This is a genomic window from Pseudomonas sp. HP_01, from assembly GCF_055284355.1.
In genome coordinates, this window is record NZ_JBTOPV010000001.1 from 92,956 (window position 1) to 119,341 (window position 26,386).

At 60.4% G+C, this 26,386-nt stretch carries 25 protein-coding genes; 6 read left to right on the plus strand and 19 right to left on the minus strand.

Features of this window, described 5'->3' with window-relative positions:
* Positions 1-392 precede the first annotated feature (392 nt).
* A complete protein-coding gene (locus tag ACYAR8_RS00420; RefSeq protein ID WP_463578718.1) occupies positions 393-2,639 on the plus strand; it encodes a putative bifunctional diguanylate cyclase/phosphodiesterase in 2,247 nt (748 codons plus the stop codon).
* 80 nt (positions 2,640-2,719) lie between these two features.
* On the opposite strand, the gene ACYAR8_RS00425 is transcribed toward ACYAR8_RS00420, so the two are convergent.
* Complete coding sequence (locus ACYAR8_RS00425) at positions 2,720-3,514, minus strand: SDR family NAD(P)-dependent oxidoreductase (RefSeq protein ID WP_463578719.1); 795 nt, start codon at positions 3,512-3,514, stop codon at positions 2,720-2,722.
* A 239-nt stretch (positions 3,515-3,753) separates the two neighbouring features.
* On the opposite strand from ACYAR8_RS00425, the gene ACYAR8_RS00430 reads away from it, so the two are divergent.
* Entirely contained in the window at positions 3,754-4,893 is a 1,140-nt protein-coding gene (locus ACYAR8_RS00430) for a glutathione-independent formaldehyde dehydrogenase (RefSeq protein ID WP_074883493.1), read from the plus strand.
* Between the two features lie 126 nt (positions 4,894-5,019).
* Here ACYAR8_RS00430 and ACYAR8_RS00435 read toward each other — a convergent pair whose 3' ends face one another.
* From ACYAR8_RS00435 to ACYAR8_RS00450, 4 genes are all read right to left on the minus strand, one after another.
* The gene (locus ACYAR8_RS00435; RefSeq protein WP_463578720.1) at positions 5,020-5,982 is read right to left on the minus strand and encodes an ankyrin repeat domain-containing protein; all 963 of its coding nucleotides are present in this window, start codon (positions 5,980-5,982) and stop codon (positions 5,020-5,022) included.
* A 20-nt stretch (positions 5,983-6,002) separates the two neighbouring features.
* Positions 6,003-6,566 (minus strand): DUF6891 domain-containing protein, encoded by a 564-nt coding sequence (locus ACYAR8_RS00440; RefSeq protein WP_074883499.1) that lies wholly within the window; start codon positions 6,564-6,566, stop codon positions 6,003-6,005.
* 24 nt (positions 6,567-6,590) lie between these two features.
* A complete protein-coding gene (locus ACYAR8_RS00445) occupies positions 6,591-7,247 on the minus strand; it encodes a dTMP kinase (RefSeq protein WP_463578721.1) in 657 nt (218 codons plus the stop codon).
* A gap of 61 nt (positions 7,248-7,308) precedes the next feature.
* The gene (locus tag ACYAR8_RS00450; RefSeq protein WP_463578722.1) at positions 7,309-7,857 is read right to left on the minus strand and encodes a glutathione peroxidase; all 549 of its coding nucleotides are present in this window, start codon (positions 7,855-7,857) and stop codon (positions 7,309-7,311) included.
* Positions 7,858-8,157: 300 nt separating this feature from the next.
* Here ACYAR8_RS00450 and ACYAR8_RS00455 point away from each other — a divergent pair, with 300 nt between their 5' ends.
* Complete coding sequence (locus tag ACYAR8_RS00455) at positions 8,158-9,741, plus strand: putative bifunctional diguanylate cyclase/phosphodiesterase (RefSeq protein ID WP_463578723.1); 1,584 nt, start codon at positions 8,158-8,160, stop codon at positions 9,739-9,741.
* Between the two features lie 202 nt (positions 9,742-9,943).
* The gene (locus ACYAR8_RS00460) at positions 9,944-10,105 is read left to right on the plus strand and encodes a hypothetical protein (protein ID WP_108119258.1); all 162 of its coding nucleotides are present in this window, start codon (positions 9,944-9,946) and stop codon (positions 10,103-10,105) included.
* A gap of 113 nt (positions 10,106-10,218) precedes the next feature.
* On the opposite strand, the gene ACYAR8_RS00465 is transcribed toward ACYAR8_RS00460, so the two are convergent.
* From ACYAR8_RS00465 to ACYAR8_RS00495, 7 genes are all read right to left on the minus strand, one after another.
* A complete protein-coding gene (locus ACYAR8_RS00465; protein ID WP_108119257.1) occupies positions 10,219-10,458 on the minus strand; it encodes a Rieske 2Fe-2S domain-containing protein in 240 nt (79 codons plus the stop codon).
* Positions 10,451-11,296: an iron-containing redox enzyme family protein gene (locus ACYAR8_RS00470; RefSeq protein ID WP_463578724.1), complete on the minus strand. Its 846-nt coding sequence runs from the start codon at positions 11,294-11,296 to the stop codon at positions 10,451-10,453. Before ACYAR8_RS00470 ends, ACYAR8_RS00465 begins: the two co-directional genes overlap by 8 nt.
* Entirely contained in the window at positions 11,293-12,138 is an 846-nt protein-coding gene (locus ACYAR8_RS00475; RefSeq protein WP_463578725.1) for a dihydrodipicolinate synthase family protein, read from the minus strand. The genes ACYAR8_RS00470 and ACYAR8_RS00475 overlap by 4 nt, the downstream gene beginning before the upstream one ends.
* Positions 12,131-12,643, minus strand: coding sequence for a DUF6190 family protein (locus ACYAR8_RS00480; RefSeq protein ID WP_463578726.1), 513 nt, complete (start codon positions 12,641-12,643; stop codon positions 12,131-12,133). Before ACYAR8_RS00480 ends, ACYAR8_RS00475 begins: the two co-directional genes overlap by 8 nt.
* On the minus strand, positions 12,636-13,829 hold the full coding sequence (locus tag ACYAR8_RS00485; protein WP_463578727.1) for an aminotransferase class I/II-fold pyridoxal phosphate-dependent enzyme: 1,194 nt from the start codon (positions 13,827-13,829) through the stop codon (positions 12,636-12,638). The genes ACYAR8_RS00480 and ACYAR8_RS00485 overlap by 8 nt, the downstream gene beginning before the upstream one ends.
* A gap of 150 nt (positions 13,830-13,979) precedes the next feature.
* Positions 13,980-14,678, minus strand: coding sequence for an autoinducer binding domain-containing protein (locus ACYAR8_RS00490; protein ID WP_463578728.1), 699 nt, complete (start codon positions 14,676-14,678; stop codon positions 13,980-13,982).
* Positions 14,679-14,718: 40 nt separating this feature from the next.
* Positions 14,719-15,348: a glutathione S-transferase family protein gene (locus ACYAR8_RS00495; RefSeq protein WP_463578729.1), complete on the minus strand. Its 630-nt coding sequence runs from the start codon at positions 15,346-15,348 to the stop codon at positions 14,719-14,721.
* An 88-nt stretch (positions 15,349-15,436) separates the two neighbouring features.
* On the opposite strand from ACYAR8_RS00495, the gene ACYAR8_RS00500 reads away from it, so the two are divergent.
* Positions 15,437-16,507 (plus strand): transketolase-like TK C-terminal-containing protein, encoded by a 1,071-nt coding sequence (locus ACYAR8_RS00500; protein ID WP_463578730.1) that lies wholly within the window; start codon positions 15,437-15,439, stop codon positions 16,505-16,507.
* Here ACYAR8_RS00500 and ACYAR8_RS00505 read toward each other — a convergent pair.
* Entirely contained in the window at positions 16,492-16,956 is a 465-nt protein-coding gene (locus tag ACYAR8_RS00505) for a MarR family transcriptional regulator (RefSeq protein WP_108119250.1), read from the minus strand. The two genes, ACYAR8_RS00500 and ACYAR8_RS00505, sit on opposite strands and share 16 nt — an antisense overlap.
* A 128-nt stretch (positions 16,957-17,084) precedes the next feature.
* On the opposite strand from ACYAR8_RS00505, the gene aceE reads away from it, so the two are divergent.
* A complete protein-coding gene (gene aceE, locus ACYAR8_RS00510; RefSeq protein ID WP_463578974.1) occupies positions 17,085-19,754 on the plus strand; it encodes a pyruvate dehydrogenase (acetyl-transferring), homodimeric type in 2,670 nt (889 codons plus the stop codon).
* A gap of 204 nt (positions 19,755-19,958) precedes the next feature.
* Here aceE and ACYAR8_RS00515 read toward each other — a convergent pair whose 3' ends face one another.
* From ACYAR8_RS00515 to ACYAR8_RS00540, 6 genes are all read right to left on the minus strand, one after another.
* Positions 19,959-21,296, minus strand: coding sequence for an MFS transporter (locus ACYAR8_RS00515; RefSeq protein ID WP_463578731.1), 1,338 nt, complete (start codon positions 21,294-21,296; stop codon positions 19,959-19,961).
* A gap of 64 nt (positions 21,297-21,360) precedes the next feature.
* A complete protein-coding gene (locus ACYAR8_RS00520) occupies positions 21,361-22,683 on the minus strand; it encodes an MFS transporter (protein WP_074883540.1) in 1,323 nt (440 codons plus the stop codon).
* Between the two features lie 80 nt (positions 22,684-22,763).
* The gene (locus ACYAR8_RS00525) at positions 22,764-23,642 is read right to left on the minus strand and encodes an SMP-30/gluconolactonase/LRE family protein (protein WP_074883871.1); all 879 of its coding nucleotides are present in this window, start codon (positions 23,640-23,642) and stop codon (positions 22,764-22,766) included.
* Between the two features lie 89 nt (positions 23,643-23,731).
* The gene (gene kce, locus ACYAR8_RS00530; RefSeq protein WP_108119245.1) at positions 23,732-24,664 is read right to left on the minus strand and encodes a 3,5-dioxohexanoate:acetyl-CoA acetone transferase; all 933 of its coding nucleotides are present in this window, start codon (positions 24,662-24,664) and stop codon (positions 23,732-23,734) included.
* Between the two features lie 94 nt (positions 24,665-24,758).
* Complete coding sequence (locus ACYAR8_RS00535) at positions 24,759-25,547, minus strand: SDR family oxidoreductase (protein ID WP_074883545.1); 789 nt, start codon at positions 25,545-25,547, stop codon at positions 24,759-24,761.
* Positions 25,544-26,266: a GntR family transcriptional regulator gene (locus tag ACYAR8_RS00540; protein WP_074883548.1), complete on the minus strand. Its 723-nt coding sequence runs from the start codon at positions 26,264-26,266 to the stop codon at positions 25,544-25,546. The genes ACYAR8_RS00535 and ACYAR8_RS00540 overlap by 4 nt, the downstream gene beginning before the upstream one ends.
* Positions 26,267-26,386 lie beyond the last annotated feature (120 nt).

Genomic DNA, 26,386 nt, shown 5'->3' on the forward strand with positions numbered 1-26,386 from the left:
AGCGCATGTGCTGGCCTATTCGCATCGGCAGAGGGTGGGATGAACTTTAGGCAGGGTTGTACATTTATTTATTCATGTATAACTTTGAACCTTTCCACTCTCCGGTTTCGAGGGCCTGCAACACTTGGAACCAGTGCGGTTGAGGGACATTTCCCATCACTCGAAAGCACTACGCTGTAAGGTTGAAATGATGGATCGCCCGCACTCCTTCACTTGGTTAGCGCCAGCCATTGCCAAGTCGTCTTATTGAACTTCGTCGACCTGCCGATACCGAAGCTGCCAACCACCTCGCCAGTGGCCGCAGATATCGCACCCGGTTGTTGCTGGTTTTTTTGATTTCTACTCGTATCGAATGACCGCCTGCCACTCCGTCCCCTTTTCAGGTAATGCACATGGCCGTCAAGGCTCACGTTGGTTTGAAGAATCATGAAGTTCTGGGTCAGTTTCTGGACGCGGCTTCCCACCTGACCGGGGCGGCGGGCGCCATCCTGATATTGCGGGACGAGGAGCAGTGGCGCACGGTAGCCACCTGCGGCAACGCGCCGGAGGTGCGCACGAACGAAATCACCGGCGGCTGGTTAAAGATGATGTTGTCCTACGGGGATGTCGTCGACGTTGGCGAGGCCATGCCCGCTGACGCTGCGCTGCCTGCCGGGCTGGATCAAGTGGTCGACGAATCGCTGATCTGCGTTGCTATCCGGGATGGCGACGCCGTCCTGACCGGTGCGGTGTTGATGACGATTCCGCTTTCCCACAAACGTCTCAGCGCCGCGCACATCTATGGCCTGCAAACCCATGCAGCCGATCTGTACGACGCACTCAAGATGAACCCCACCCATCCGTCTGGCGGATCTGCGGTCATCGAGCGCTTGCGCTTGCTGGAGTCGGTGGTAGTCAACGCCAAGGACGCCATTCTGATTACCGAGGCGGAACCCATCGATTTGCCGGGGCCACGCATCGTGTATTGCAACCCGGCCTTTCTGACCACCACCGGGTTCAGCCTCGACGAAGTCATGGGCAAGACGCCGCGGATTCTGCAATGCGAGGAGACAGACCGCCCAACGCTCCAGAAAATAAGGGACGCGTTGCAACGCTGGGACCCCGTGGAAGTCGAGCTCATCAACACGCGCCGGGACGGCACCCGGTTCTGGGTGCAGCTCAGCATCGTGCCGGTCGCGAACGAAAAAGGCTGGTTCACCCATTGGGTTTCCGTACAACGCGACATCACTGAGCGTAAAGACGCAGAGCAGCACTTTCGGCAAGCCCAGCTCGACCGCGAGGAACGTGTCGCGCTTGAGTCGCGGCTGATCGAGCGTGAGCGTATTCAGGACGAGTTGTCCTACGCGGCCTTCCATGACGAACTGACGAGGCTCAAGAACCGCGGCTACTTCATGGCTCGCATCCATTCAGCCTTGAGCAAGGGAACCACCGATGAGCCAGGCGCGGCGACGGTGTTGTACCTGGATCTGGATCGATTCAAATACGTCAACGACGGCTTGGGTCATCATGCTGGCGACACGCTGCTCAAAAGCGTTGCCAAGCGCCTGAGCGAGTGCATCGATCCCACCGCGGTGATTGCCCGCATCGGCGGCGACGAGTTCGCCATACTGCTGACCGACAAGGGCCATCAGGAACAGGCGATCGAGACCGCCAAGCGTGTGACCCATGCCCTCAGCTTGCCAACTGCCATCGATGGCCAGCAACTCTTCATCTCCTGCAGCATCGGCATCGCGACGCTGGATGCTCAGCACCGTACCGCCGAAGACCTGATCCGTGATGCAGACGTAGCCATGTACGCCGCCAAGAAAAAGGGCCGTGGCAGTTGGGCCGTTTTCGACCTCTCGATGCGCCAGGCCTCAATCGACATGCTGGTGATGCAGAACGCGCTCAAGCATGCGATTACCCGCGACGAGTTCTATCTGGTGTACCAGCCGATCTTTTCCATCACCACTGAAGCGATCGTCGGCGTTGAAGCACTGGTGAGATGGCGCCATTCGAGCCTGGGCATTATCGCCCCTGACGTGTTCATCGGCGTGGCCGAGGACATTGGAGTGATTTGCGACCTTGGCCAGTGGGTCATGCGCAAGGCCTGTCGCGAAGTCAGCAAATGGAGAGACGCAGGCGGGCCGTTCGGCATCAAGCTGAACGTGAATGTGTCCGGGGTAGAGCTCAACCGCAAAGACTTCGCCCTTCAGGTCGCCGAGATTATTGCAGAGACCGGATTCGATGCCCGTGCCTTGCAGATCGAGATCACCGAGTCAGTGTTCCTGCATGAACCGGAGATTGTTGCCAAGACCCTCGAAGACCTTCGCGCCCAGGGTATCCGGATTGCGCTGGACGATTTCGGCACCGGCTACAGCTCCCTGGGCTATATCGACCGCTACCCCATCGACGCCATCAAGATCGATCGGTCATTCGTCACGCGCATGATGAAACATGAGCGCAGCGTTGCCATCGTCAAAAGTATCCTGTCCCTGGGCGAGGCGCTGGACCTGGCGATTGTTGCCGAGGGCGTCGAAACCCTTGGGCAGCTCGACCAGCTCAGGGAGTTGGGCTGCCCTTATGCGCAAGGTTTTCTGCTCAGCCCACCGGTGCTGGCCGAGGATGTTCTGGCATTGCTGGTTGCGAGCAGGCGATGACGAGCCGCTCGCGTTCATAGTTGACCGAACGCGCGCGGCCTGTTTCCGCTGGAGCGGCTTCAGCCGGGAAATCGCCCGGCTCAAACGATGTCGTCGACCACGCCGCCGTCAACCCGTAGCGCGGCGCCCGTGGTGGCGGATGCCTGGGGCGAGCACACGTAGACGATCATGTTGGCGACCTCTTCGACCGTGGCTGCACGCTGAATGATCGAGCTCGGGCGGTGTTCGGCCACAAATGCCTGGGTCACTTCCTCCAGGGATTTGCCCGTGCGCTCCACTTCACTCTGCATCATGGTGGCCACACCATCGGACAAGGTAGGCCCCGGCAGAACGCTGTTGACGGTCACGCCGCTGCCGGCAACGCGCTTCGCCAGGCCCCGTGCAAGTGCCAGCTGCGCGGTCTTCGAGACGCCGTAGTGGATCATGTCGGCCGGGATGTTGCGTGCAGACTCGGACGACACGAATACCACCCGGCCCCACTTCCCTGCCACCATTGCCGGCAGCAGCGCGCGGCTCAGGCGCACCCCTGACATCACGTTGGTCTGCCAGTAGCTGTCCCACACCCCATCTTCCGTTTCAAAGAAATCCTGCGGGCCATAGATCCCGGCGTTGTTCACCAAAACGTCGATACGCCCGGCACCCTTGAGCAGGGTTTCAACACCTCTGGCATCGCTGAGATCTGCGGCTACACCGGTGATGGTGGCACCGGGCACAGCGCTGACCAGTCGGGCGATGGCTTCCTTTACCGACCCTTCGCTGCGGCCATTGATGACCACCTCGGCACCCGCCTCGGCGAGACCTTTGGCAATCGCAAAACCGATGCCGCCGGTGGACGCAGTAACCAGCGCGCGTTTGGTATTCAGCTGAATGTTCATTTCCACTCCTTCACATTGGGTTGCGGGGCAGGACTGAACTCACCCTAGTGGAGCTTCTACCGCTTGCATAGACGCGAGGGTGGCTTTCGTCTCGGGCTGGCCGCAAGCCGCGTTCCAGAGCCTTTTGCCAGCATTTACCGTTCGTCACTCGCGGCGAATCTCTTTGAACGACAGGTCAGTACGGTCGTACTAAAACTGGCGAACTATCCGTATCTGCATCTCATTGTTCTGGAGAACCCATGAAAGCCATTATTTACAACGGTCCTTACGACGTCAGCGTTCAGAACGTCCCCGATGCCAAAATCGAAAAAGCAACCGATGTCCTGGTCCGCATCACCACGACCAACATTTGTGGTTCCGACCTGCACATGTACGAAGGCCGCACCAGCTTCGAAACGGGCCGGATTCTGGGTCACGAGAACATGGGCGAAGTCATCGAAGTGGGCGCTGCAGTCGATCGCGTGAAAGTGGGCGATATGGTCTGCCTGCCGTTCAACATCGGTTGCGGTTTCTGCGATAACTGCGAGCGCGGCCTGACCGGTTACTGCCTGACCGTCAACCCTGGCAGTGCCGGTGGCGCCTATGGTTTTGCCGAAATGGGGCCTTACGAGGGCGGCCAGGCCGAACTGCTGCGCGTGCCCTATGGCGACTTCAACTGCCTGGTGCTGCCTGAAGATGCCAAAGAAAAAGAAGACGACTACGTCATGCTGTCGGACATCCTTCCAACCGGCTGGCACGCGACTGAATTGTCCGGCCTGCTGCCGGGTGAAAGCATCGCCATTTACGGCGCAGGCCCGGTCGGCCTGATGGCTGCCCATTCCGCGATGATCAAAGGCGCATCCCAAGTCTTCGTGGTCGACAACCATCCAGACCGTCTGGCCCTGGCCGCCAAGCTGGGCGCCACGCCGATCAACACGGCACAGACCCAGGCCGTGGAGCAGATCATGAACCTGACCAACGGCAAAGGCACGGACCGTGGCTGCGAATGCGTGGGCTATCAGTGCTGCGACAAGCACGGCCATGAAGCCAATCACGAAACCATGAACAACCTGGTGGCCTCCACCAAGCCCACCGGTGGCATCGGTGTCGTGGGAGTCTTCGTGCCGCAGGACCCGAACGCTGCGAGCGATCTGGCGAAGGAAGGCAAAATGGCCTTCGACTTCGGCTCGTTCTGGTTCAAGGGTCAGCAGATCCGCACCGGCCAGGCCAACGTCAAGGCGTACAACCGTCGCCTCGCCGAGCTGATTCACCATGACCGTGCCAAGCCGTCGCAGATCATCTCCCACAGCCTGAAGCTGTCCGAAGGTCCGGACGCCTACAAGCATTTTGATCAGCGCGCCGACGGCTGGACCAAAGTGGTGCTCAAGCCTTCGGCGTAAGCCTCTGGCGCACTCCGTTGAGCTGTTGTGACGGTTGCGCCTGAACGATGTTAATGGGTGATCCGTGCCGAAGCGCTCGCTTTGGTGTGGATCACTCCCATCAACATGGCAGCTTCAAGGCTCCTCTCACAGTATCGACCTTTCCCAATCAGCGGCTTCGCCCCAACCGCGCCGCTTCTTTGTATCAATGCGCCAGATATCACCTTTGCGGGTCAGGCCAAACAGCACCTCATACCGCAGCCTCGTACTGGGCGCCTGCCGCGTAATGATCACCGCCCGGCGAGCCTCACGCTCGACACTCACCAGTGCATCTTTGGGCGAATACTCCGGTGGAAACCCGAAGCTGCCGAGGCTCCCGTAAACACGGGGCTTGGACGTACAAAAACGCTCGATTATTTGATTCTGCGCCGCCTGAATAACCGACCAGGCAAGCTCGCCATCATCGATGCGTTGCTTTTGGCTGTAGCAGTCGGTTTCCCAGGCATACATGGCCAGGATGAAGCCACGCAGGACGCTTGCAGGGTTGCTGTCATCAACATCTGACCCGTCCGCTGCCACGGCGGGCCAAGGCATCGAATACTCATCAGGCGGGACAGGCGCCAGCGCACCGTGCTGCTGCAACAGAGCCACGATTTCCGCGTGGTTTCGCGCATCAGCCATCGACAGCGCATTGTGGCCGTTGCCGGTTTGTAAATGCACATCGGCCCCGGCCGCCAGCAATGCAGCCACGACACCAGCGTGCCCCTCACGGGCGGAGAGCATCAAAGGCGTCTGTTGATAGGTGTGGGCTGTCAGATCGACGGACGCCTGAGCCACCAGTAACGCGTCCACTGAGTGAAGATCACCTCTGTCGGCGGCCCAGCCGAGGGCCGTGAACCCGAGGGTCTTATCAGCCTTGTCCAGGCTCGCGCCGCGGGCGATCAACAGGTTGAGGGTGTGTACATGGCCGGCAATGGCCGCTTCGATCAATGCCGTACGACCGGGCATCTTGTCGATAAAATCGATATCGGCGCCACCGTCCAGCAGGCTCAGCAACGTCTCGTTCTGGCCTCGGGCGGCCGCCTTTAACAGTTTCTTGCTCAAGGGCATCTCCTGATATTGATCGCCGTTCAGTCGCGGGGCGCTCTGCGCTGCCAGTTGAAGTTGTGAATTTCCACACGCTGCTCGACGGTTTCATTCCAGAAGACTTCAAAGCCAGCGGCTTTCAACACGCTGCACAACCGGTGCCCTACCTTGAGACTCTGTGCAGGATCATCATCGATTGCGCCAAAAGCGATGAGCAGGGCTTCTCCCTCTACAGCGCGTTCCACGTCTTGTCCGTGATAAAAACAAAAACCGTGGTAATGCTCGTTCGGCGCTTGGTGAATCGCTTCGGCCACCTCCGTGAATCCGTCCGACAAGGTATAACCCGCATTGGACAGGGCACAGATCCCCTCTTCATGGAGATCGTAGAACACTGCATCGAGCCGCTCGCAGGCAGTCACCTCTGGCCAGTCACGCTCTGCGTCGAGCTTGCGTTGCCACTCTGGCAGGATCAACGCCTTCAGCGCTGGTACATCACAGTCATCGTCAATGATGTCATCGACCATCTCATCCATCTCTTCAGGCGTGTAGAAGCCCGACCACACCCACGTCCGTATGCTGTCCGCCACGTATTCATTGCTGTCGGCCATTGGCACCTCGCCTTCGTTAAACAATCAATAGAGATCCAAGCCTCCCCCCTCGGGGCAGCGAAAGCCTCTAGTGGCTTGCGCGTTGCATACCTCGGAAACCACCTGCACCGTCGCGTCTTCCAGCCGCCCTTCATTGCGACACAAAACCCACCCGTTAGCTGAAACCGCCCGCTCGAACGCCTCGGTACAAGCGGCGTGTTCTTCCAGCGTATGCACCACCGTACTGCTCAAGCCACGCCGGCGTGCCGCTGCCCGCGCCCATGAAATTTCGGCCGCAGTGACAACCCCGACATGGAGGTCCGGCACGCGCACGTTCCTGTCAATGTTCAACTGCAGGATCTCGGCAAACGGGACGAGCCGGCGAAACGCGGCGTCCGACGGGTACCAGCGATCGATCAGGATGATGCTGTCGGCGGGCTGCTTGGTCAGGACGTGCCGGGAGATCCAGGCACGGCTGTCGGCGAGGCGCTCACACACCTCAAACTCCAGATCGCGGTTGGGATGCCTGGCGAGTTGGTTGACGAGGGCCATTATTTCACCCCGGTGGGGATCACTTTTGCTCTCGCTTAGCCGGATCACCTTCTTGCCATCGGCCCTCAGCGATTTCGTGACGGCCTCCAGCAGCGTGGTTTTCCCGACGCCCTTGGGCCCATCCAGAGATACAAAAAGCGCAGGGTTCATGCTTCACACAACAATTCGATAGACAGCCTTGTTTGCCCTGCCCGCTCAGGCGCTCAGGCGCTCAGGCGGCGCTCAGGGCTTCGTCGACGGCGGCGGTCAGGCGTGGGTCATCTGCGGTCACATCCGGCGCAAAGCGGCCAATCACCTTGCCGTCTCGCCCGATCAGGAATTTCTCGAAATTCCACAGCACGTCAGTGCCCGCGCCGCTTTCGATGCCGTAGCCCTTGAGGCGTTCACGGAACGGTCCGTCGCCGGTGGCAGCGGGCTGGGCGGCGGTCATTTCGCGGTAGAGCGCGTGGGTGTCGTCGCCGGCGACCGAGATTTTCGAGAACAGCGGGAAGTGCACGTCATAGGTGGTCGAGCAAAACGACTGGATGTCGCTGTCGCTGCCCGGCTCCTGTTCTTTGAAGTTATTGGCTGGAAAACCCAGCACTTCAAGTCCGGCTTCCTTCTTGCCCTGGTAGAGGCTTTCAAGCCCTTCGTATTGCGGCGTCAGCCCGCATTTGGAGGCCACGTTCACCACCAGCAGCACTTTGCCCTTGTACTGGCCCAGGCTGGTTGGGGTGCCATCGATTTGCTTGAGGGGAATGTCGTACAGAGAATCGGTCATGGGTGGCTCCTTTTTTACCGGGTTGGCTATCGCCGGGATGAGGTGTCTGTGATGGACCATCAGTGGGCGGACTGCAGGGACACCTTAAAGCATGCGGCCAATGATTCAGTCATGATTTCCGCTTTAGTCCCAAGGCAGTGGCACCCCAGGGATGATCACAGTGCGACCCTTACCCTTTTTTGATTACGCGCAGAAGACCGTTCGGCGTCCAGGCAAGATTCTTCGATCAACGGTACGAACCTATATGAGAAGATGGCAGTCTGACATCACAATCACTTTTCTGGCCCAGTGAGGCCTGACATGAATGACCTGCACCGCCGCAACCCTTGTCGCCTGCCTGTACTGCTGATAATCACGCTGTCCACCGTGATTGGACTTTCCATCGTGTGGGAATTCAGGCTAGAAGCCTGGGTGATGCACTGGCTCGCCCTGCCCTATGACGCGGACTTTGAAGACGCCGAAAGATGGGGGTTCGTGATGACCGTCACGGTGTTTTCGCTTATTTCGCTGATCATCCCGACCATTCTTCTCAAACGCCTGATCGCCAACGCCCAGTCGAGTTACCGTCGACTCAAGCAGGCACAGGCGCAGACTGAAACCCTGGCCACCTATGACTCGCTGAGCGGGCTGGTCAACCGACGCATTTTCATGGACATGGTTCGCGATCAGCTCGGTTTGAAGCGGCCGGCGGCGATCATGCTGATTGATCTGGACCACTTCAAGGCAGTCAATGATCAGCACGGCCACGCCGTCGGCGACATTGTGCTGGTGGAGATCGCGCGCAGGCTCGAGGCCATTGCCGACGACAACGGAGGCATTGCGGCGCGTCTGGGTGGTGATGAGTTTTGCCTGCTGTTCCTCAATTTCAAACACCAGACCGAGCTGTGCCAGATCGCCGAGGCGGCAGTGTTTCAGCTCAGTGCGCCATTGTCCGGCGCCGTCGAGCCTTCGGCGTTGGGCGCCACCATTGGCATCGCACGGTCATGGACAGACGCTCAAGATGCTTCGGCATTGCTGCACTGTGCCGACACCGCAATGTACCGGGGCAAGGAAGACGGGCGTTCGACCTACAATTTTTATGACAAGGACTACGAAAAGCAGCGCCGGGCCCAGGCCGACCTTGAACTGGCACTGAAACGGGCGGTTGAAGCAGACGAAATCGTGCCTTACTTTCAGCCGATCGTGGCGCTGCCTTCTCAGGAGGTTGTGGGCTTTGAAGTACTCGCACGCTGGCTCAGGCCCGACGGCAGCACCGCGACGCCGGCGGACTTCATTCCGGTGCTTGGGCGCCTGGGATTGATCCCCGCCATGACCCGGTCGCTGATCAAGCAGGCCTGTCGTGCCGCCAATCGCTGGGACGATCGCTTGCGCTTGTCCATGAACGTCAGCGCCGGCATGGTGACCGACGTGCTGTTTCCCGATCAGTTGCTGGAGCAACTTCGGCAAGAGCAATTCGCGTTTCATCGCTTCGAAGTTGAAATCACCGAGGAGGCCCTCGTCGGCAATCTGGACGTGGCGCGGCAAAACCTGAGGAAATTGCACGAGCACGGCATCACGGTGGCGCTGGATGACTTCGGCATCGGCTACTCAAGCCTGTATCACCTGACCCGCCTGTCCATCGACAAGATCAAAATAGACCGGTCGTTCTTTGAGCCGGGACAGACCGATCACCTGCCCATGGTCGAGGCGATTCTGGGCATGGCGCGCAGCCTGAAGATGCAAGTGACGGCTGAAGGCGTCGAGGAATGTCACCTGCCCCATCTCCCGTCCTGGCTGGCCAACAGTGGATGCAATTACGCCCAGGGCTACCTGTATGGCCGTCCGAAGCCGGCGTCCAGCCTGTTCTGCTACACCCATTCGTCGTTTGCGCAGCAGGCAGGCTGATGGTTCGCGGGCCGTGGCGCTGCGAACATTGTTCGGCGCCTGCTTCACGGCCTTCGCGAGGCTGTCATGGCGGGTCAGCCATCGCGGTATGAAATGCACTGAACGCTGAACCCGGCGCTGACTCCAAAGCTTGCCCCCACCCTCACGACCAACGTGTTGCGTCGGCGGGCACTCGAATCATCTGCCAGATCAAGGAATTGCCATGACCGATCCACGTAACGTCGCCCACGACAAAAAAGTGCAGCAAGAGAAGAAGAACCACGGCGAAGAAGTCGCGCCGGATGCCGTGCACGCGCCGCAGCCAGGCATGAAGCCTGCGCTCAAGCACGACGATGATGCGACCGAGCAAGACGAACAGGCGTGAATCAGGCGTTGAAACAGGCTTGAGATCGCGGTTTAGCGGCGCTGACTGACGTCAGCAGCCGCTCTATCCACAGCTATGACACCCGCACGACCGTGCAGCGTTTCCCCTGACATTCACGTCAATTTACGGCACACCAGCCCACCGCATGCAGGCCCGCTCAGTTGCTCGCCCGTTTCCAGACTGAACACCGAGAAATGCAGCGGACAGGTGATGGTCCGCCGGTTGTGATTGACGATACCGTGCTCCAGCCAGCCCTCACGGTGCGGGCACAGACTGGGGACTTCGTATCGGTCCTGCCCGGCCTGAATCACGAAGGTTGCGGGCCTGATTGCTACGTCACCTTCTTCAAGCATGGGCGACCCCCTCACCGACCTTGCTCCCTTGAGCCTTGTACACCGCCTGATCGAACGCATGGTTGGTGATCAACCGTCCCATGCAGATTCCTTTCCACGCGTTGGCGTGATTCAACTGCCGGTCATTGTCCATCGCCTTCAGCAGCCGTTGGCCTTCCAGCGCATGGAAGACGTCAATGTGCACATGTTCGCTGTAATAGGTGTGGGCTTTTATTCCGAGCCTGTCGCACAGCGTCGTGTAGCAACCGAAGAAGAACGGCACAACGGTCTCGAAGTAGGTGATCACTCCCGCGAAATACGATGGATCATGGGCGCGCATGGTCAACCAGCAGAACATGTTGGGAAACGAGCAGCCTGCCTCGGCGTTCGCCTGGATATTGCTTTCCAGATCCGTCGGCATACCCAGTTCATCCAGCAGCACCTTATAAAGCGTGGTGTGCGAACGCCTGATGTTCCCCGAACCGAACTCGTCGATCATCATCCGCAGCATGGGCATCTGGGCTTCAAGGCTCAGACGCGGCATGAGGTGATAAAACACTTGGGCTTCGGTAAGGCCGTCGAGGGCGAACTCCTGAACGAGGATCTTGAATTCCTCCAGGGTCATGTGTTCGGCCACGTAGCGCGCCGTCTCGGGTTCCTCTGCCTTGTCCTGCTCTACCAGCGCCGCGAGCATGGCGCGCAATTCGCTCAGGTTGGTGGGCTGATGCTCGGTCATGCTGTCGCGGATCGCCGCGTCAAGCCATTGCTGCTCGAAGTGCAGCAGCTCGGCGGGGATCGGCTGAAGCTGTTCGATGAGCGCCCGGTTGGCGCGAAACAGCGATTTGTGGCAAGCGATCATCTGGCGTACTCCCGACTGAAGTGCTCAAGTGCGGCGTGCTCGTAAGCGCCCTGCTCCTGAGTCGTAAGCGATGAGCGCAGGACGCCGCGGGCCGCCAGTTCGCGCTTCACGTGTGCGTACCAGTCATCCTCGCCCAGGCAGAATGTTTCATTCAGCCGGGCCACGATGGCCGCGACTTCAGGCTGCGGCCCCAGGCAGGCCACCCGGCACAGGGCCGGTTCGAGGTTGGCCAGGGAGACGATGTTTCCATCGCTGAGCAGTTCGCCGGCCAGGTCGTGTTCCCAGCCGATGAAGTAGTCCACGCCCTCCTGCCGAATCCGCGCGATCTGCGCCTGGGTACGCGCCTGGCTCGGCGAGTCCTTGAGGCCTGTTACGCGCTCCAGCCGTGCGATCTCCAGCAACGTGTCGAAGCTCTTTTCGTTACCCGACAGCGCCGACTCGTTGTAGATCAGCAGGTCCAGCGGCGTGCGGCTGTGAATGGCCTGGTAGTGGGCCAGAATGTGCTCCTGACTGATGCCTTCGGCAAAGGGTGACGTCACGATGATCTCCCTGGCGCCAAGCTCCCCCGCGAGTTCGGCCCGTTCAATCACCTCCTCAGTGGTGGGAAGCTCGATACCGACCACCACGCGGTGGGTGTGGCCGGCAAACTCCAGGGTGTACCTGAGCATGTCCGTCCACTGCGCAACCGAAAGATTCCAGCCTTCGCCTGAGGTCAGACACGGGATAAACCCGTCAACCAGCGGCCCGCAGGCACGGACGAGCTGCTGCACGCTGTGACGGCAGACGTTCGCGTGTGCGTCGAGCGGCGTCACCAGCGGGACCAGCACCTGATGTTTAGACATGCCGGTAATCCTCCTCGGTAATGATCAGCTCAAGGGACGCGAGATACAGCCGATGCAAACCCTCCGGAAACGTGTGGCCAGTGTGCTCTGATTCGAATGACGCCAGGTGCGGTTTCAGCGCCGGGCAGTTCTGGTAATCGCGGTCATGGGTGTAAAACAGGCAATTGGCCTCAAGGACCTGCGCCGCTTGCAGGCGCTTTTCGGCAGACAGCCCGGACAAGGCCGCACTGTTGGCCGCCCGGGTCAGCGCCGCGTTGCTATACCCTGCTCGCTGGATGTTCATGTCGGAATGCAGCACATCCATGAACGGGTAGTAAACGTCCTGAAGCTCGCGGGCTTTCTTCCAGATGATTGCATCGCAGACGCCGATCTGGCTGAAGCTCATGCGCACTTCGCTGTGATATCGCTGGGTGAAGAACGCCAGCGAGCTGTCGCGAATGCCTTGGTTTTGATGGTGCATGCCCATGAACACGGTCGCATCGATCATCGGCGCCTCTTTAAACATCGTAAGCCTCCAGCGCCTGGCGAATAACCTGCAGGGCCCCTTCAAAAGCGTCAGGGTCACGGGCCAGGGCCAGGCGCACGAAAGAGCGGCCCTGCTCCGGATGGCTCCAGAAGAAATAGCGACCGGGCAGAACGTAGGCCTGATGGGTCAGCAGGTAGGCTTGCAGGTCATCGCCCGAGAGGTCATCGCGCTGGATTTCAAACCACGCAACGCTGGTCTCAATGGCCGGCTCGACGTAACGCAGCATCGTGCCCTCAAGGTATTCCCGTGCCACCCTGCGGTTGGTCTGCAGCACGTCGCGAACCGAGGCAAAGCCATCGGCCTCGCTGTCGTTGATGTATTCGGTGACGACCTGAAGAATGAAGGGCGAGACGTTGAGCAGCACGCTGGTCACGATGCTGTAGATCTCGGGGTTCAGCCGACGGCTGCTCATCAAGGTGGCGCACTTGGTGTCTTGCAGTGGCCAGGTTTTGCCCGTGTCCTCCATCACCAGGTAGTCGGTGCCGATCTCGTCGAGAATCGCGTAGGCATCGACACGTTGACCGCCAGCCACCTTCAGAAAGGAGGCGAAGCAGAAGTCCAGAATCAGGATCTTGTCGTGATCGCGGCAGTATTTCGCGACTTCGATAAAGGTTTCCGGGCCCTCGGCGAACATGGACGTGCCAGTCGGGTTGTTCGGGTCCACCAGGAAAATCGCGTCAACCGCCGATGCGGTTTCCTGCAGCAGGCGGTAGACCTGCGTGGGATCGGCAAGAATGGCTTCCGGCAGCGGCGTCATCGGCACTTCCATGTGATTGAGCAAATCGTGAAGATTGTCGAAGCACGGCTCGATCAGCGCGACGCTCATGTCGTGCTTGCGCAGGAAGGTGGCCGTGATGTGCATCGCGACGGAGGCGGCGTACACCAGGTAGATCTCATCGCTGCGCTGCAGCGCGTGGTGCTGACCGTGAAACTGGTAGAACGCCTTGATGAACGCTTGCTCGCTCTCGTATTGGGTCAGCGTCTGCGCGCGTTGCCACAGCTGCGGCAGCTTTCGGACGATTTCGGCCTGGGTGCGGCTCTGGTTTTGGTGGGTATGGGCGTCGGCAAGATTGTGCCTGGTTTTCAGAGCAGAAATTTCATGCTGAGTAATGTCTTCCAGGACACGTGCTTCAAGCGTACTGACGGGCTGGGCAGAGAACGTCATGAGGAATCCTTCTCATTGTGGGTTGTTATCGAGGTTGCCCCACAATGATTCTGTTTTCTTTTTCGCCCCGAAACTGTACCTAGGTACAGGACCCGTTCCTCCCGCAGATTTGCCCGCTGCGCCTGTGCAAAAGGCGCAGCGGGCGTTTACTCAAGCGATGCCCAGCCGTGCAGCCGCGAAGACCGCTTGCTTGGCGGTGTCGACCTGGAGCTTGCGCACGATGTTGGCCATGTGGAACTTGACCGTGCGCACGCGGATATCACAGATGCAGGCGATCTCGCTGTAGGACTTGCCGAGCGACACCCAGCCGAGAATCGCGTGCTCGCGGACCGTGAGTGGCGGCTCTGCGGTGTCCTGCGACATCGAGTCCGGATTCATGCCGCTGTGGAACGCCACCAACGCCAGTTGCAGTGTGCCTTTGATGTGCTGGATCTGGTGATGGAAGTGCGGGTTCTGCTCGCGGTTGAACAGACTCAACAGCCCCATGCGTTGTTGCGGGTCGTGGACGACGAAGGTGTAGCCGTCCTGCATCGAGAACTCCCGGGTGAGCTGCTCGAATGCGCCCTGCCCCTGCACCGGGTTGCGCCGGTAGGCCTCGTTCCAGTGGAAAGGCGCGACTCTTTGCACACCGTGGAAAATGATCGGGTCGAACCGGTGCAGCGCCTCGCTGCAGTACTTACGCTGCCAAGCGATGGGGAAGCTCGACAGGAAGTTCGACAGGCCAAAGGTGCGTTTGTCGATCGTGGCGTAGGTGAAGGGGCAGTCGATTTCGCAGGGCAAATGCTCGATCAGAGTGGCCAGGTTAGGATCCTGGCCCGGCCTGACGAGAAGCGGAGCGTTGAAATGCATGATCAGCATCTTCTTTTTATGGGCATCAGGCGGGTGGGGTTCAGGTTTCCTGGCGGGATGTTGCCAGCCCTCGCTTGACGGCCGGTCGCTGCTCGATACTCTGCAACCACGTGCGCACCGCCGCAAAGGGCGAGATATCCAGGTTCAGTTCTTCGTAGGTCCGCAGCCAGGTAAACAGCGCGATGTCGGCGATGGTGTAGCAGCCGCCGGCGATGTACTCGCGATTGGCAAGTTGGCCGTTCACCACCTCGTAAAGCCGCAGCGACTCGTTACGGTAGCGATCCAGCGCCTGATCGTTTGCGCTGCTGCTGGCATGGCGGAACCACCAGAGCTGGCCGAGCATCGGCCCCACGCTTGCGATCTGGAAACTCAGCCATTGCTGGACGCGCAGCTTTTCGTCCCGGCCCTGGCCCCCGAGTGAGTCGTGCTGATCAGCCAGATAAGTGAGAATCACCGCCGACTCAAACAGCGTCACGCCGTTACCGCGATCAATCAGGACCGGGATTTTTCCGTTTGGATTGAGCGCAACGAAGTCAGGGGCTTTCTGCTCGCCCTTGTTGAGGTCGACGTGGGTCAGGGTGTAATCGAGGCCGAGTTCTTCAAGGGCGATGGGGATTTTCTGGCCGTTGGGGGTATCGGCCGTGTAGAGGTGCAGCGAGGCAGTATTCATCGAAGGTTCCGTCCTTGTGGTTGCATTTGCAATGAGTCTGCATTATTCCTTTAGCAACCCGCAAGACAGTCACAGGAGTTTCATCTTCATGGATAGCATTCGTTTACAGCACACCGCCAAGACCGGATCCGCGGCCCGGGCATGCATCGAATGCATTGATCAGAGCCACCTTACCGGGGCGGTCACTCAGAGTTCTCCCCTCTTTACCGTCGTCGATCTGATCAAGCGCCTGGAGAGCGATCCGCGCAGCCGCGGGCAATTCTGGAAGATCAACGACCGTGCGCCCGAGCTTTCCACCGGCACTGCGATCAGTACATGGCCGCTGTGGTTCAGCGAGCCGGCGCGCAACGATGAGCGGCCGCTGTTCTACATGACCCAGTCAGCCACTTCCGCGCACCTCTCGATGCTCACGTCCCAGACCGGGCAACGGGGCATCATCCTCAACGACATCGAGTCGACACCCTCGCGATGGGCAAAGGGCGCTCACCCCTGGTTACCGCTGTGGCTGGCCTCAAACCGGCACTGCATCCCTTTTGACCCCGCCACGGGCGATGAGGCCCGGGCCATTCTCGCCGGTGCACTCGATGAACTCTATGTGCAAGGATCGCCCGGTTTCTGCTACATGACGCTGCACGATGAAACCGGCGACGGGCTGGTGTGTGACCCTGCCCAGGCGTTTCTGGGAATGCACCGGTTGAACCCGCAGCCCCCGGGCGCGCCGCATATCCGGTTACTGGGTGCGGGACTCATGCTGCGGGAGGTGCAAGCTGCCGCCAGGATCCTCCACGATGACTGGGGCATCGCCGCCGAAGTGTGGAGCTGCCCCAGTTACACCAAGCTGGCGCGGGGCGCTGAGCGCCAGTCCCGACATAAACGCCTGTTGCGCGGCGAGGCCCCGAGGTCCAGTCATCTGCACGACTGCCTCGGCAATTCGCAGACCCCGGTGGTCGCCGTCACCGGGTATGCAGAGTTCGTCGCAGCACAACTGGCGGCGCATGTCCGGGGACCGTTCGCCGCGCTCGGCGCCGACAGCCTGGAACCCCATCAACGCCTGGACCGCCACTGGATCGCGATGACGGCCCTGCGCGAACTGGCAAACCTTGAGCAGATCAGCACCTCGCTGGTCAGCCAGGCGCTGAACCGCTACCGGCTGGTCTGAGAGGTTTTACGGGACTGGCGGGCGTTGCGGCTGGCATTTTCGAGCGCGTCCGCAAACAGGCGCTTCTGATCGTCGTCGAACTCCACCAGAAACAGTTCTTCGACGGCCTGCTTGTAGACCTGCCAGATCTGCTTGCGCAGCCCCCGCCCGGCCTCGGTAATCCGGGCGATGGCGCCGCGCCCGTCGTCGAGGGACTTCTCCCGGGTGACCAGCCCTTCCTTCTCCAGGCGGTCAACCAGCCGCGTAAGGTTGTAGCGTTCAATGGCCATGACGTCAGCGAGTTCGTGCATTCTTCGAGCGCCGTCCTGCCCGCTTTCGATACCCCAGAGTGCGTCGTACCAGTCGTACGGCGGCAGCTGTTCTTCGGCCAGTCGCCGCTCGATTTCCTTGATCAGACAGCGATGCGCACGAATGAAGTTGTACCAGAGGTCTGGCGATGGGGTGGCCATGGTATCTCCAAATCCTAGGGTTGATTGCAGTTGCAATCATAGCGGCAATGACGCTAGATTCAATTGCAATTGCAACGATGAGCGGGTTGAACAACGACTCGCTGATGCCATTTTCAGGAGATGTAATGATGGAACAGAGCTACCTGCTTCGCGACGAGGATCCACAAGAAACCCGCGAATGGATTGACTCCATTGCATCGGTCGTCGAGGCAGAAGGCCGCCCCAGGGCCCACTTCCTGATCGACCAATTGCTCGATTTCGACGTTTCCGTCCACGGTGACTTCCACGGACGCGTCACCACCCCTTACGTGAACACCATTCCCCCCGAGCGCGAGTTGCCTTACCCGGGCGACCTTGGCATCGAAAAACGCCTCAACGCCTTCATCCGCTGGAACGCCCTGACCATGGTCCTGCGGGCCGGGAAGCATTCAGGCGTCGGTGGCCACATCGCCACGTATGCCTCGGCGGCAGTTCTCTACGACGTCGGTTTCGACCATTTTTTCCGCGGCCGGACAGACACCTTCGCCGGCGATCTGGTGTACATCCAGGGTCACTCGGCGCCGGGCATATACGGCCGGGCTTACACCGAGGGCCGTCTCACCGAAGCGCAACTGGATAACTTCCGTCGGGAAACCGATCGCGACGGTGTGTCGTCCTACCCTCACCCCCGCCTGATGCCGGATTTCTGGCAATTCCCGACCGTGTCCATGGGCCTGGGCCCGATCACGGCGGCTTACCAGGCGCGCTTTATGCGTTATCTGGAAAACCGTGGCCTCAAGGAGCACCAGGGCCGCAAGGTCTGGGCGTTCCTGGGCGACGGCGAAATGGACCAGCCGGAATCCCTGGCCGCCATTTCCCTCGCCGGGCGCGAGAAGCTCGACAACATCATTTTCGTCGTCAACTGCAACCTGCAACGTCTCGACGGGCCGGTGCGCGGGAACAGCAAAGTCATCCAGGAATTCGAAAGCCTGTACCGGGCGGCCGGCTGGAACGTGATCAAGGTGATCTGGGGCGGTGGCTGGGACGAACTGTTGGCCAAAGACAAGTCCGGCCTGCTGCGTCAGCGCATGATGGAATGCGTCGACGGCGAGTACCAGACCTACAAATCCCAGGACGGCGGATACGTGCGCGAGCACTTCTTCGGCAAATATCCGGAATTGCTGGAGCTGGTCAGCGACATGACCGACGACCAGATCTGGAAGCTGACCCGCGGTGGCCACGACCCGGTGAAGGTCTACAACGCCTACGCTGCGGCGTCCCGCAAGACCGGACGGCCCACGGTGATCCTGGCGAAAACCGTTAAGGGTTTTGGCATGGGTGAGGCTGGCGAAGGCCAGAACATCAACCACCAGCTCAAGAAGATGGGTGGCGATGCGGTCAAGGCATTCCGCGACCGCTTCGGGCTGGAGTTGGCCGATGATCAGTTGGGGGAAATGCCCTACCTGCGTCCCGCCGACGACAGCGTCGAAGCCCGCTATCTCAAGGCGCGCCGCACAAGCCTCGGAGGCCAGATCCCCGCCCGGCACGCCCAGGTAGAGCCGTTGCAGATCCCGCCGTTGTCGGCGCTCGAGGTGCAGCTGAAAAGCACGGGCGATCGATCGATCTCCACCACCATGGCCTTCGTGCGCATCCTTGCCACGCTGTTGAAAGACCCGAACATCGGCAAGCTGATCGTCCCTATCGTGCCTGACGAGTCGCGCACCTTCGGCATGGAAAACCTGTTCCGCCAGATCGGCATTCATTCCCACGTCGGCCAGCTCTACACGCCGCAGGATGCCGGAACGCTGTCCTACTACAAGGAAAGCGTTGACGGGCAAATCATGCAGGAAGGCCTGAATGAGTCCGGGGGGACGTCATCCTGGATCGCGGCAAGTACCTCCTACGCCAACCATGGCGTGATGACCCTGCCGTTCTACATCTTCTATTCGATGTTCGGCTTCCAGCGCGTCGGCGATTTGCTCTGGGCCGCAGGCGACGCACGGGCCCGGGGCTTTTTGCTGGGCGCGACTTCTGGCCGTACTACCCTGATGGGTGAAGGCCTGCAGCATGACGATGGCCACAGCCACGTGATGTCGGCCACCGTGCCGTGCTGCGTGTCCTACGACCCGACCTATGCCTACGAGCTGGCGGTCATCGTCCACGACGGCATGCGTCGGATGTACGTCGATCAGGAGGACATTTACTACTACATCACCCTGCTCAACGAGAACTACCCGCACCCCGAACTGCCCGAAGGCGCCGAGCAAGGCATTCTCAAGGGCCTGTATCGACTGCCGATCGAACGCGAAAGGCAGTCTGATCGCCACGTTCAACTGATGGGCAGTGGCTCGATCCTTCCGGAAGTCATCGCTGCGGCGGAGATTCTTGCCAGCGAGTATCAAGTCAGCAGCGACGTCTGGAGCGCCACCAGCCTAACCGAGGTCCGCCGCGAGGCGCAGCAGATCGAGCGATGGAACCTGCTGCATCCGCTGGAGGAGCCGAAAGTGCCGTATCTGAGCGAGGTGCTCGGAGGGCATCCTGGCCCGGTCGTGGTCGCGACGGATTACATGAAAATCCACGCCGACCAGATCCGTCCCTGGATTGGCAATCGCCGCTTCGTCGCACTGGGCACCGATGGGTTCGGCCAGTCGGACACTCGCGAAGCGCTGCGCCGGCACTTCGAAGTGGACCGTCAGTTTGTCGTACTGGCTGCCCTGAAGGCCTTGGCGGATGAAGGGGTGATTGACCGCCAGGTTGTCGCCCGCGCGCTGGCCGACATGCAGATTGACGTCGAGAAGGTCGACCCGATCACCGTCTGATTCGGCTTTGAACATGACGCAGAGACAGGCGTTCGGCCTGTCTCTGCGTTTGTGTTTTCAGCCCGTCGTTCTGGATCAGGGATAAAGCCGGCCACCGCCTCTTGAAACCCTCGGCGCGGGCCGTGCTTGCGGGTCCTGTCTTCGGTTTGAACCGAACAGGGGCCACTCTGCTCATCCCCGTGAGTCAGAGAGCGAGAGACAAGATCATGCTCGCTGACGCCGGCCCGGTACCGCTTGAACGGCGGGTTGTTCCTGGCCCTGTCGCAACCGCGTGGCGGCAAGTGCGGCCACGACCAGCACCACCGCAATCACCTTCATCCCGTTCATGGCGTTGCCCGTGCTTTGCTCGATCAGTCCCATGACCGAAGGCCCGACAAACCCGCCCAGCAGTCCGCAACTGTTCACAAAACCCAGCCCTCCCGCCAGTGCAGCCCCTTTCAGGCGTGACGCCGGATAAAGAAAGATGATCGACTGCACGACGAAAAACATCACTGCCGAGAGACAGAAGCCCGTCAGGCTGATGACAGGCCCGGCGAGCGAGGCAATGGCCAGTCCGAGGGCCATCGTCAGCAATCCTGCCACCAGCATGTGCCGCGCCCGCCGAGGGGTGCTGGCAAATTTGGGCAGGGCAATGGCGCCAATCGCTGCGGCGAGCCACGGCAGGGACGTCAGCAAGCCAATCTGCAGAGCGCTCATCTCCCCATATTTGCCGATGATGCCGGGGAGAAAAAAGATCACGGTGTACACAGTGATCTGATGGCAGAAGTAAACGAAGATCGCTAACAGAATCTGCGGCGTCAGGCACTGCTTCAGCCCATGACCGCCGTGACTCGTGCCCTCCTCTGCCTCGGTCGCCAGTTGGCGCTCGATCTGCTGCGCTTCGGCAGCACTCAACCAGGGCGCCTTGCTTGGCCGATCCGGAAGTTTCTTCCAGACCACCAAGGCAAAGAACACCGCCGGCAGCCCCTCAAGCATGAACATCCACTGCCATCCGCGCCAACCGAATACGCCGTCCAGTTGCATCAGTGCTGCGCCCAAGGGGCCGCCGATGATGTTGGCCAGGCACACACCCAACAGAAAATACCCCGTGGCACGGGCACGCTGCTCCCTCCCGAACCAGTAGGTGAGGTAGAGCATGACGCCGGGGAAAAGGCCCGCCTCGGCGATACCCAGAAGCAGGCGCAGGACGTAGAAGGACGTCTCGCCCTGGACGAAAGCCATGGCCGCCGAAATCAGCCCCCAGGTGATCATGATGCGGGCAATCCAGAAACGCGCGCCGACCCTGTGCATGATGAGGTTGCTGGGTATCTCGGACAGCGCGTACGTCAGGAAAAACAGACCGGCCCCCAGGCCGTAGGCCGCCGCCGAAATGCCCAGATCAACGTCAAGGTGATGCTTGGCCAGGGCGATGTTGGTGCGGTCCAGGAAACTCAGCACATACGCCGCTATCAGCAGCGGCATGAGTTTGGTGAAAAGCAACCTGTTCAGCGTTGCCGCGTCACGGGGAGGAGCATGGGGATCAAGCGTTCTTGTCATTGTCATGATACGAATCCTCTTGCTCGTGGTACGGGTTGGGGCGGCGCACTGAGCGCCGCAGGTGAGACAGTCAAAGCCCGGGCTGAACGACGAGCGCCTGCGGACGATGGGAGAACATTTGCAGCACCGCACCGCCCACTGCACAACCTGCCATGACGAAGAAGCACACGGTGTACCCGCCCAGGCTCGTCCAGCCTCCGCCCGCGCTGATCAACATCCCCATCAGCACAGGCGCAACGCCACCGCCGATAAACATCGCCGTGGTGATGATGCCGTTGGCAGTGGAGGTGGCGGACGGTTGCGCCGCGTCAGAAGCCACCGCGTAGTAGATTGGCCACACGGCGTTCGCGACCAGGCCGAACAGCAACTGCACGACGACGATGATCGTGGTGGTGTTGGCAAAGTAGAAAGCCCCCACACTGGCCGCCATCCATAGCCCGCAGATGATGAGCGTGATGCGCCGACCGATGATGTCCGACAGCGACGGCCAGATCAGTTGCCCGAGAATACCGGTCAGGGCAAACACGACGCTCATGGCGGCCGACTCGGCCAGCGACAGATGAAGAATGTTGTACAGATACGCCGGCAGCACGATGTTCACCCCCATGTACACCACTTGCGTCAGCATCGTGTTGCCGGCAGTCAGCGCAATGTTTCGGTCGCTGATCGTGGCCTTGAACATTTTCCAGGCTTGGCCTTTGATATTGGGCGACGGCGTGCTGTCGGGCGCCGTCATGCCTTTGGCGGCAATGTCGACGTAGAGCGCCGTGATGCGTTCCGCTGTCGAGTAGCGCGACCAGAAAATCATCAGCGGCAATGCCACCACAAAAGCGAAGAAAAACACGTAGCGCCAATTGTCCTCACCGAACGTGGTAATCACGAAACTGGCAACCAGGCCGCTCAGCAATGCGCCGATCGGGTATCCGGTGTGGTGGGCGCCAAGGGCAAAGCCACGTCGTTCGACGGGCCACCACTCGGCGGTGTTACTGACGCCCACGGGTTCGCCCCAGCCAGCGCCCAGGTTTACGCCCACCCGCAACGCGATGAACGACGCGAGATGGCCGCTGAGAAACTTGAAGCCGGACACAAACGAAATGAAGGTGTAGCCCAGTACCAGCGGCACCTGAAACCGCGCCCGTTTCCAGCCGCCACCGTATCGGTCGCTCCACACCGAACCGGGAATATCCAGCACCGCAAGGGCCAGCATGACCACCGTCGCGGTCGTGCCCCACTGATCGGCTGACAGATCGAAATGCTTGGAAATGGTCGGTCCCAGTCGCAAGACGATTTCGCGATCGTAAGCGTTGAGGATCCAGATCAACCAACAGACCAGCAACGACACCCAGGAATAACGATGAATCTGGCCTAGCGATGCTTTTTTATTATTGTTCATGGGTTTCTCCAGGCGTGACGCACACGCCTTCACGAGAGGATTCAATCGTCCGTGACCGTCAGTTCCGGCTAATCAATGGATCAGGAAGCGAAGCGCCGCTCGGCAATACCTTTCACGCCCAGACCGGTAACGGCAAAAAGCGCACCGCGCTGCTGGCCGTCAGAGGGGAAACGCGGGAGTGGCGGTTTTGCCATCGACGACACAAACAGGGTGTCAAGATTCGGCCCGCCGAACGCCACGCTGGTGACCTTCTTTACAGGCATATCGATCACCCGATCGACCTGCCCGTCTGGTGTATAACGCACGATTTTTCCGGCGTACACGAGTGCCTGCCACAGGCAGCCTTCGGCATCCACGGTACAGCCATCGGCCGCGCCACCCCCTGACGTGTCGACCCTGGCAAAGGTCCGTCGGTGGCTTGCCGCGCCTGTTTTGGTGTCGTAGTCGTAGGCCCAGATGTCCCCGGACCAGGTATCGGCGAAATACAACGTCTCCCCGTCAGGACTCCAGCACGGCCCGTTGGAGCAGATGATGCCCTCGTCCAGTGTGTGCAGGCTCAGGTCTGGATCGAGGCGATACAGCTTTGCGCTGGCCTGCTCTTCCCGAGTGTCCATTGAGCCGAAAACAAACCGCCCCTGACGGTCGACCTTGCCGTCGTTGAGCCGGTTATCTGGCAGCCCTGGTTCGGGATCAATGATTAACCCGAGTTCACCGGTTGCGAGATCCAGCGTGTGCAGTCCGCTCTGCAAGGCCACAATCGCCGCGTCTCCGTTTCGGCGCAGTGCCATGGAGCCGATTTTCTCGCCCACGTCCCAGGCGCGGAGCTCGCGTCCATCCTCTGTGCACCGCAGGACTCGCCCGTCGAAGCTGTCGATCCAGTACAGGCGCTGGTGCTCAACGTCCCACACCGGGCCTTCGCCCAGCGTGGTTTTCACATCAGCGACGATTTCGATACGCATGGATTCACCCCTGTCTTGTTTTTATGGGAGATGACTGCGTTGTGCACCGGCGCAGACGGCCTGTGTTCACTGGCAGTGGCTGGCCGCATTCAGAAATTGACTTCGTTCTTACCCTTCAGGCTGAGCATTTCCCGGGCTTCATCCGGCGTGGCCACACGGCCTCCGAGGGCCTCGATCACGGTGCGGATCCTTTTGACCTGATCGGCATTGGAGGCCGCCAGCTTGCCCGGCCCGTCCCAGAGTGAGTCCTCCAGACCCACGCGAACATTGCTGCCCATCGCCAGTCCCATCGTGCCCAGCGGAATCTGATTGCGTCCTGCACCCAGAATCGACCACTCGTAGGCATCGCCGAACAACCTGTCGGCGGTGCGGCGCATGTGGGCCAGGTCTTCCGGGTGACCACCGATACCGCCGCGCAAACCAAAGACGGATTGAATGAAAATCGGCGCTTTAAGCAGACCCCGCTGCAGGAAGTGGGCGGCGGTGTATAGATGGCCAATGTCGTAGCACTCGATCTCGAACCGCGTCCGGTTTTCAGCGCATACGTTGAGGATGTGGGCAATGTCCCGGAAGGTGTTGCGGAAGATCCGGTCATCGCTTTCGGCGAGATACGGGCGCTCCCAGTCGTGTTTGAATTCGGTGAACCGGTCGAGCATTTCGTACAGCCCGAAGTTCATCGAGCCCATGTTCAGAGACGCCAGCTCAGGCTGCAGCTGCGCCACCGGTTGCAGCCGTTCCTCAACGCCCATCGTTGGTGCGCCGCCCGTGGTGATGTTGATGACCACATCACTGCTGGCCTTGACCTGCGGCAGGAACTGGCGGAACAGGTCGACATCCTGGCTGGGCCGACCATCGACAGGGTCACGGGCATGCAAGTGGACGATAGCGGCGCCTGCCTGGGCCGCGCCGATGGCGGCTTCAGCAATTTCCTGGGGTGTGACCGGCAAGTACGGCGACATCGATGGCGTGTGAATGGCGCCGGTGACCGCACAGGTGATGATGACGGGACGTTTTTTGGACATGAGTGTTCTCCGTTCTTGTTCTTGGCGAGAATCTTCGGGTCAAATCCGGCTCGGCGATTGGCTCCGGCCGCTGGGTGCGCGCGACGTACGACGCCTACAGGTACTCGACGTTGCCATCCACGCTGATGGCCTGCCCGGTGATGTTGCGTGCGGCTGGCGAACACAGAAAGAGCGCCATGGCAGCGACATCTTCGGCAGTGACCATGCGCTTGAGGGAGATCTTCTTCAGGTATTCCTCACGCATCTCGGATTCCGGCACGTTCATCTGCTCGGCGCGGGCGCGGATCACTCCATCCATGCGCGGGCCTTCGACGATTCCGGGCAACAGGGCGTTGACACGGATGTCGCTTTCGCCAAGCTCCGAGGCCAGCGACTTCATCAGCCCGACAATTGCCCATTTGGTCGCGGCGTAGGGTGTGCGCCAGGCGTAACCCAGACGGCCAGCCACCGAGGCGATGTGGATCAGGTGTCCGTTGGGCGAGTCCTTCAGCAGCGGTACCGCATGGTGCGCGAAGCGATACTGGGCAGTCAGGTTGATGTCGATCGTCCGCTGCCAGTCCTCGTCGGTGACGGCGTCGATACCCGCCGTTGGCCCGGCGATTCCCGCGTTATTGACCAGCACATCAAGGCCCCCGAACTGCTCGCGCTGCACCTTGAACACAGCTTCGATCTGCGCGGGATCACTGACATCGGCACGGGTGGCCACGCTGCCCGGGTAGCGGTCACGAAATGCCGCCAGCGCAGGCTCGCTCACATCGCAGACATGCACCTGGGCGCCCGCCTCGAGGTAGGCCGCAGCGAGGACCTCACCTATACCGGCGGCCCCTCCCGAGATGAGCACGCGTAAACCGCTGTAGGGGATCAAACGATCGAGAACGCTCATGCTTTCTTCACTCCTGATGACGTCGACCGGGAACGGCCGCTGTTGACGAGCAAGCGGATCAACGAATCGGCGGCCTGCATGATGTCGTCGGTGACCGCAGCCCGCGCGGCGGCGCCATCCCGGGCGGTCAACGCGGCAACGATGCGGTCGTGGGCTTCCATCGAGCGCTGAAGGTGCCCTTTATCAGGCGCGACCAAAGCAAAACAGGGGCCCATGTGCAGCCAGAAGTTCTCAACGGCTGCGACGGTAAGCCCGGCCTGAGCGACGGCATAAATGCGGCGATGGAAGGCGAAGTTGGTCCAGAGATAGCGGGACACATCGACGGTATCGGCGGCCTGCTGCATTTGTTGGCAGAGGTCATTGATGTCAACCAGATCAGCGTCCTGAATCAGCGCCACTGCCTTCTCCGCCAGCAAACCCTCAAGGGCGACGCGTGCATCACGAATCTCGCGAAGCCGCGTGGGCGTCATGACCGGAACGCGCAGTCGAGCGGTTTCGGTGACTTCAAATGCGTTTTCAGCGCTGAGCCGATGCAGCGCCTCGCGCACTGGCATGGGGCTGGAACCCAGCGCCTCGGCGAGGCCACGGATGGTCAGCTTCTGGCCTGGCTGGAAGCGACCACTCATCAACGCTTCGCGAATCTGGCGGTAGACCTGATCCTGCAAGGTGTCACGAGATACGTGACGGAGAGTTGGCAACGGGATAGGACGGTCAGTCATGGGGTGAAGCCTGAAGTTGTTTTTGTAGCGCAAATATGTGATCACAAATATCAGATGTCAAATTGTTTCTGCGATCACACGATGAGCCGCTCGTTGCACGCACTTCCGGCATCAACCGAC